Source organism: Methylicorpusculum sp. (assembly GCF_030651835.1).
Taxonomy (GTDB): domain Bacteria; phylum Pseudomonadota; class Gammaproteobacteria; order Methylococcales; family Methylomonadaceae; genus Methylicorpusculum.
Map to the genome: position 1 here is coordinate 1 of NZ_JAUSBX010000057.1, position 3,641 is coordinate 3,641.

At 55.7% G+C, this 3,641-nt stretch carries 2 protein-coding genes and 1 pseudogene; all 3 read left to right on the forward strand.

What is annotated here, in order from left to right; genetic code table 11:
- Positions 1 to 36: 36 nt before the first annotated feature.
- Positions 37 to 423: pseudogene (locus Q7V32_RS07540) on the forward strand (transposase); the annotation flags it as partial.
- Positions 424 to 836: 413 nt separating this feature from the next.
- Complete coding sequence (nirB, locus tag Q7V32_RS07545) at positions 837 to 3,392, forward strand: nitrite reductase large subunit NirB (protein ID WP_304896367.1); 2,556 nt, start codon at positions 837 to 839, stop codon at positions 3,390 to 3,392.
- Positions 3,393 to 3,394: 2 nt separating this feature from the next.
- Positions 3,395 to 3,641: nitrite reductase small subunit NirD (gene nirD, locus Q7V32_RS07550; protein WP_304896368.1), on the forward strand; the 247-nt coding region annotated here is incomplete at its 3' end.

Here is a 3,641-nt window from a genome sequence, read left to right on the forward strand (position 1 = left end):
CGTGATGCCTTTCGATAGGTAAAACAACGAAAACCTTTTCATATTGATGCCATCGTCATCATGCCGGATCATTTGCATGCTATTTGGACATTGCCGTCCGATGACGGTGATTATTCAGTTCGCTGGAATATGTTGAAAGGAAGATTTTCCAGGGCAATCGACCCGGGTGAAAGAATTTCAAAAAGTCGCCGGAAACGCCGAGAACGAGGAATTTGGCAACGTCGATTATGGGCGCATTTAATCGAAAACCAAGACGATTACAACCGCCATGTTGATTATATTCATTGGAACCCGGTAAAACACGGTCATGTTAAAAACGTAAGCGATTGGCCGTATTCAAGCTTTCATCGTTATGTGAGGCAAGGTATTTATGAAAAGAATTGGGGAAATAATGAAATACCTGAGATTAAAAGTATTGGGTAACACGACAGATGCGCCTCCTGGCGTCGGCACATCCTATTTGGCGGACCTTATCAAGTTATTTGGCATACCTGACGAGTTTTCGCTCCACAATGGTGCAATACCTCTTCTTTCTCCCCGAATCAGTGCATTCCTGATGCTTTGATTGGTGTTTCCCGTGCTTTGCAGTTGGGCTCAAGGCGTGATCGATCACTTTCTCTCCCTTACTAAACAAGCACTTACTTTTTTTTACCGGCTCAAGCTGCCTTTCTGGCATTACCCTTGCTTTAGTTAAGACAAAGCTCCTCGTCGGAGCGGTTATGATTTTGGGGCACTGGCGTCCTGGTTCCGTGATTCTTTTCACGGGGCCGGATGCCTTTTTTTTGCCCGAAATTTAGGTTTTTACGTTTTTCTATGCAGCAGATCCGGGGTTTCCGATGAGTCACACACCGACACTGGTCGTTATTGGTAATGGGATGGTCGGCCAACACTTTTTGGCCAGTCTGGTCAACAGCCCGGCCAAGGCGCGCTTTCACATTGTGGTCTTTTGTGAAGAACCCCGGCCGGCCTATGACCGGGTGCATTTATCCGAGTATTTTGCCGGTAAAACCGCGCAGGATTTGTCGCTGGTCCCGGACGGTTTCTTTGCCGAACACGGTATTACCGTGCATGTCGGGGATAAGGCCAAAACCATTGACCGCGCCGCCAAGACGGTGATTTCCGAACGCGGCGTGGTGATCGCTTACGACACCCTCGTGCTGGCGACCGGTTCTTACCCCTTTGTGCCTCCGGTGCCCGGCCATGACCGTCCGCAGTGTCTGGTGTATCGCACCATTGAGGATCTGGACGCGATTCAAAGCGCTGCGGCGCGTTCTCAAGTTGGCGTGGTGGTCGGCGGCGGCTTGCTGGGCCTTGAAGCGGCCAAAGCCCTGACCGATCTGGGCCTGACCACCCATGTCGTGGAATTTGCCCCGCGCCTGATGGCGGTGCAATTGGACGAAGGCGGTGGCGCACTGCTGAAAAGTAAAATTGAAGCCCTGGGCGTCAGCGTTCATCTCAATAAAAACACCACCTTGATCGATGACGGTAACACCTGTTTGCATAAAATGAATTTTGCCGGGGGTGACGTGCTGGAAACCGATTTGATTCTGTTTTCCGCCGGTATCCGCCCGCGCGATGACCTGGCCTCAGCTAGCGGCCTGGCCGTCGGCCCGCGGGGCGGTATCGTCATCGACAACCAGTGCCGCACCTCCGATCCGGCCATTTTTGCCATCGGCGAATGCGCCTTATGGAATAACCGGATTTTCGGCCTGGTGGCGCCGGGGTATGCGATGGCCCGCGCTGTCGTCTCGGTGCTCGAAGGCGCCGACAGCGGCTTTACCGGTGCCGACATGAGCACCAAACTGAAATTAATGGGCGTCGATGTCGCCAGTATCGGCGATGCGCATGCGGCGACACCGGGCGCCCTGGTGTACACCTATCAAGACGGCGACAGCGGCGTCTACAAACGCCTGGTGGTCAGTGCCGATAAAAAGACCCTGCTGGGGGCAGTGCTGGTCGGCGAAGCCGCCGATTATGGCACCTTGCTGCAATACTGCCTGAACGGCATCACCCTGCCGGAACACCCCGAAGCCTTGATCCTGCCCCGGCTGTCCGGCGAGCCGGTCGGCCTGGGCGCCGATGCGCTGCCGGCCTCGGCCCAGATTTGCTCGTGTCACAATGTCAGCAAAGGCGACATCTGCTGCGCCATCGAAGCCGGCAACACCTCGCTGGGTGCGCTCAAACACGCCACGCAAGCGGCCACCGGCTGCGGCGGCTGCAGCGCCTTACTCAAATCGGTGCTGGATGCCGAATTGACCAAACAGGGCATTGCCGTCAATACCGACCTCTGCGAGCATTTTCCGCATACCCGGCAAGGTCTGTACCATTTGGTCATGATCGAGGAGATCAAGACTTTCGCGGAATTGCTGGACAAACACGGCCGCGGGCGCGGCTGTGAAGTCTGTAAACAGGCCGTCGGTTCCATCCTGGCCTCGTACTGGAATGACTACATCCTGAACAATGCGCATCTGGGCTTACAAGACACCAATGACGCGTTTCTGGCCAACATTCAAAAAGACGGCACCTATTCGGTCATACCCCGCGTCGCCGGCGGTGAAATCGAACCGGACAAATTGATCGTCCTCGGTCAGGTTGCTAAAAAATACAAGCTGTATACCAAAATCACCGGCGGCCAACGGGTCGATCTGTTGGGCGCCCGCGTCGACCAGCTGCCGCTGATCTGGCGGGAGTTGGTCGACGCCGGTTTTGAAAGCGGCCATGCTTACGGCAAATCGCTGCGTACCGTCAAATCCTGTGTCGGCAGCACCTGGTGCCGGTACGGCGTCGATGACAGTGTCAGCCTGGCCCTGGCTCTGGAAAACCGGTACAAAGGCCTGCGCTCGCCGCATAAGATCAAATTCGCCGTATCCGGCTGCACCCGCGAATGCGCGGAAGCGCAAAGCAAGGACATCGGCGTCATTGCCACCGAACACGGCTGGAATCTCTATGTCTGCGGCAACGGCGGCATGAAGCCGCGCCACGCTGACCTGTTCGCCACCCAACTGGATCAAGCGACGCTGATCAAATACATCGACCGCATCCTGATCTTTTATGTGCGTACCGCCGACCGCCTGCAACGCACCTCGGTGTGGATGAACAACCTGGAAGGCGGACTGGCGTATTTACAGTCCGTGGTTATCGATGACAGCCTGGGCTTGGGCGAAGCGCTGGAAGCGCAGATGCGGCACGTCGTCGATACCTATCAATGCGAATGGAAAACCACGCTCGATGATCCCAACAAACTGAAACGCTTCCGGCATTTCGTCAACAGCGACCAGCCCGATGACCACGTTGTGTTTGTTCAAGAACGCGGCCAGATCCGCCCGGCCCGGGACGAGGAACGCGCCGTGTTAAAAACGCACAAGCATTTCCCGCTGCTCGAGGAGGCCTGATCATGAGCGACTGGCTGGAAGTTTGCAGTGTCGATGATTTACAACCGGATTCCGGCATCTGCGTAAAGGTCAATGCGCGGCAGATTGCCTTGTTCTATATGCCCAAAGAACAGGCGCTGTACGCGCTCGATAATTTCGACCCGTTTGGCCAGGCCAATGTCTTATCCCGCGGCATGATCGGCGATATCGGCGGCCAGCCGATGGTCGCCTCACCGCTGTACAAGCAGCATTTCAACCTGGCAACCGGCG

Excerpts from the sequence above, each read along its gene's own strand:
- nirB (WP_304896367.1), top strand. The coding sequence starts at position 837 with ATGAGTCACACACCGACACTGGTCGTTATTGGTAATGGGATGGTCGGC.